Below are 3,072 nucleotides of genomic sequence, written 5' to 3'. Positions count from 1 at the left end.
GTGTCAGTCTGTAGAGCGACCATAAGACCAGAACAGAGTAAATCTGTTAAGGCAGGTGCGGAACCCCGCAAGGGAAAGAAGCAGAAACCTAAATCGTGAGGTTTGGGAATCACCGTCCGTTTACGGCGGCGAGGATGTCAATTTATCAATTCCAGAGACTCCGAAGCTTTGCAATCGGTACAAAATTACTTTGATTTCATCATCTCTACCGTTAACGTTAATCTCGATTGGGGTCTTTATATCGCCTGTTTACGTCCCAAAGGTCGCCTGCATATTGTTGGGGCTGTTCTTGAACCGATGAATACCTATGCTTTTCCCTTGATTATGGGTCAAAAATCGATTTCTGGCAGTCCTTTGGGTAGTCCCAGTACCATCAATAAAATGATCGAATTTGCCTCTCGCCATGGCATTGAACCCGTTACAGAAACCTATCCTATCTCGCAGGTGAATGAAGCCATGGCAAAATTGAGAACTGGACAACCTAAATATCGCCTCGTCTTGCAAATAAAATAAAACCATCTCTATCCTGGACGTAACCCCGATGACTCAACCCCTCACTCCTCCAGTTATCGATTGGGAAGAACCACCCATTCCCCCAGAAGACTTGATTTTTGATGATGGAGAACCTTTGGAAACGCACCGTCACCGCAAGGCTATGAATGTCTTAATCGATTCTATCGAACAAGCCTATCAGGATCGAGAGGACTTTTTTGTTGGCGGTAATATGTTTATTTACTTTAGCCGTGAGCGGGTTTTTAATAAAGATTTTCGTGGCCCCGATTTTTTCGTTGTCCTCGATATCGATGGTAGTTATAAACGACAAGGATGGGTGGTTTGGAACGAAAACGGACGTTATCCCGATGTGATCGTGGAATTAATGTCAGAAAGCACCGCAAAAATTGATTTAACTATCAAAAAAGACCTCTATGAGCGGACTTTTCGCTGCTCCCAATACTTCGTTTATAATCCCTTTGATGCCACTTCCCTGCAAGGTTGGGCTTTAGACCAAAATCAATGCTATCAAGAAATTATTCCCGACCACCGCGGTTGGTTATGGTGTCAACGTTTGGGATTGTGGTTAGGAGTCTGGATGGGCAGCATCCAGCGAGAAGAAGCCCCTTGGCTACGTTTTTATGACCTAGACGGCAATTTAATCCTTCTACCCGCGGAATTAGCCGAAATCGAACGTCAACGGGCGGAACGTTTAGCGGCGCAATTACGGCAATTAGGCATAAATCCTGATGAAACCCCGTAATCGGCCCAGGAATGACCCCTATCTCTAAAAACCGAAAACCCACACATTCCTATCCCGGTTTGTGTGGGCTGATTGTTCACTTAATTCTAAGATTGAAAGCTTACACTTTGGCGAAATCTAAGACCCTAACTGAGAGTAACACCAGAGCGATCAATAAGTTTGTGAAGAAAAGTCGGCCGAGAAGCGACGTTGAACGGTTTCCCCGTAGCCATTGTCATTGTCAATACCGATTTCAGAAGCACTTCTCCCTAACATCGATTGTTGACGATTTTTGACGGCGTGGTGGTGACGCATCATTAAGGCGCGAGCTTGTTGTTCTGTAGACATAATCATTTCCTCCGAGCTGCAAATAGTGTTTCGAACTTTTTTAATCACCTACCAATATATATAACATACAATTCTGTATCTATTTTTACAAAATGCCCTAATCCCAGAAAAATTAACAAAACTTTACAATAGGAGTCGGTCGTCAGGAGGCAGGGGGCAGCTTTTATTTATTATCCCCACTTCCCCACTTCCCCACTTTCCCACTTCCCCACTTCCCCAACACCCCACTTCCCACACCCTATACCCCACTTCCCAACCCCAAGACATCAATCGCCTTTAGACCTTAATCGAACTAGGTTCATCGACGGCGGCGATAATGCGATGACAACCGGAAAAGGGTTGCGCCCATTGATACTGGTGTTCTAAAGGATTACCCCAACAGAGACCGAGATATAATTCTGTGCGCGCCACATCTAATTCCGCCCATTCGGACTGGGCGACTAATTCTGCTAGAGAATCGGCAGAAATGGGACGACGGGAGTTAAGCGCCCACCAAAAATTCATATTAGGGGTGATACTGTTCCAAAACTCTAAAACCGAGGCTTTGGCAGCCATGAGAATTTCCTTGTCACCCTCCACGGCAACTAATTGATTATGAATTTCGGGATAACGGAGAGTGCGATCGCCCCATTGACAAACACGCCAGATAATGCCCGAAACCTGATATTGTTGTTGATAATCGTGAACTTGGCGGCGAAAATCCTGATAGGCGAAGACTTTGCCCACCTTTTCTAGATTGATCGCCTTGGCAATCACTGGATTATCAATGCGCTCCGCCGGGGAGAGTAACAGACGTTCCCCTTTGCAAGTGGCGTGCATTTCTCGATCGAGGATTTCAATTAACTGCTGTGTCGAGTAAGCCATACTACCGCTCTTACCTGAGAGAGGATTTCTTTTTATGATAGAATAATTTATTGACATACTCCCACCGTCAAGCTACGCTGTGACGGGGGATTCTTGACCTATCACTATCGGAAATTCCTTGTTCAACGAGACAGCTTAGATTCTCAATGTCTCCACTGAAACCCCAGAGACTGGACTCTTCCAAGGCGTTTGGGTCGGTTTCTGTTTGCCCAACAGTACCGTTGAGATGATTTCCCAAATATTGCAACCCTTGAGTTTAAAAACGGTTCCATCGGAATTAACTCTGTTTTGCCAACACCCAGGGTGAGAGCATCTCAAACGCTATTGACAATTGGCCAATTTTGTGATCCGCGTGGGCATTTCAAGTGATACCAGTCAATCAGAATAGTTACGAAATCGACCAAATGGGTCGATTTTTGCTTAACAATTGAGATGGCAAATTCTCCTCAAATATGCCTGAATCGTGGGTAAGCAACTCACATAAAGTTCATTTTGTCAAGGATTGTTAAGATGCGCCAGCAATTCTCATTTTAAAAAGTAACAAGTGATACAGACAGAAACAAAGCTTTAAGCAAGCTACAAAATGCGCTCCCGCGAGTGCGACTGCATCGCAGAGAAGTGAGTAT

Annotated in this window: 3 protein-coding genes and 2 pseudogenes; 2 read left to right on the top strand and 3 right to left on the bottom strand. The window is 44.9% G+C overall.

Annotated elements, in window-relative coordinates; genetic code table 11:
• Positions 1 to 141 precede the first annotated feature (141 nt).
• Positions 142 to 513, top strand: a pseudogene (locus IM477_RS22550) (zinc-binding dehydrogenase); the annotation flags it as partial.
• Positions 514 to 541: 28 nt separating this feature from the next.
• A complete protein-coding gene (locus IM477_RS22545; RefSeq protein WP_287733551.1) occupies positions 542 to 1,255 on the top strand; it encodes a Uma2 family endonuclease in 714 nt (237 codons plus the stop codon).
• Between the two features lie 150 nt (positions 1,256 to 1,405).
• Here IM477_RS22545 and gifA read toward each other — a convergent pair whose 3' ends face one another.
• The 3 genes and pseudogenes from gifA to IM477_RS22530 form a co-directional block, all read right to left on the bottom strand.
• Complete coding sequence (gene gifA, locus IM477_RS22540) at positions 1,406 to 1,582, bottom strand: glutamine synthetase inactivation factor IF7A (protein ID WP_287733550.1); 177 nt, start codon at positions 1,580 to 1,582, stop codon at positions 1,406 to 1,408.
• A gap of 276 nt (positions 1,583 to 1,858) precedes the next feature.
• Positions 1,859 to 2,446, bottom strand: a complete 588-nt coding sequence (locus IM477_RS22535) for a hypothetical protein (RefSeq protein ID WP_079209722.1) — start codon at positions 2,444 to 2,446, stop codon at positions 1,859 to 1,861.
• 67 nt (positions 2,447 to 2,513) lie between these two features.
• A pseudogene (locus IM477_RS22530) lies at positions 2,514 to 2,699 on the bottom strand (RNA-guided endonuclease TnpB family protein); the annotation flags it as partial.
• Positions 2,700 to 3,072: the final 373 nt, after the last annotated feature.

It is taken from the genome of Microcystis sp. M090S1 (assembly GCF_020246295.1).
GTDB classification, from domain to species: domain Bacteria; phylum Cyanobacteriota; class Cyanobacteriia; order Cyanobacteriales; family Microcystaceae; genus Microcystis; species Microcystis aeruginosa.
The sequence above is the reverse complement of the archived record's forward strand: the minus strand, read 5'-3'. Positions and strand labels throughout refer to the sequence as shown.

Coding starts and splice junctions, on each gene's coding strand:
- IM477_RS22535 (WP_079209722.1), bottom strand. CDS start 2,446: ATGGCTTACTCGACACAGCAGTTAATTGAAATCCTCGATCGAGAAATG.
- IM477_RS22545 (WP_287733551.1), top strand. CDS start 542: ATGACTCAACCCCTCACTCCTCCAGTTATCGATTGGGAAGAACCACCC.
- gifA (WP_287733550.1), bottom strand. CDS start 1,582: ATGTCTACAGAACAACAAGCTCGCGCCTTAATGATGCGTCACCACCAC.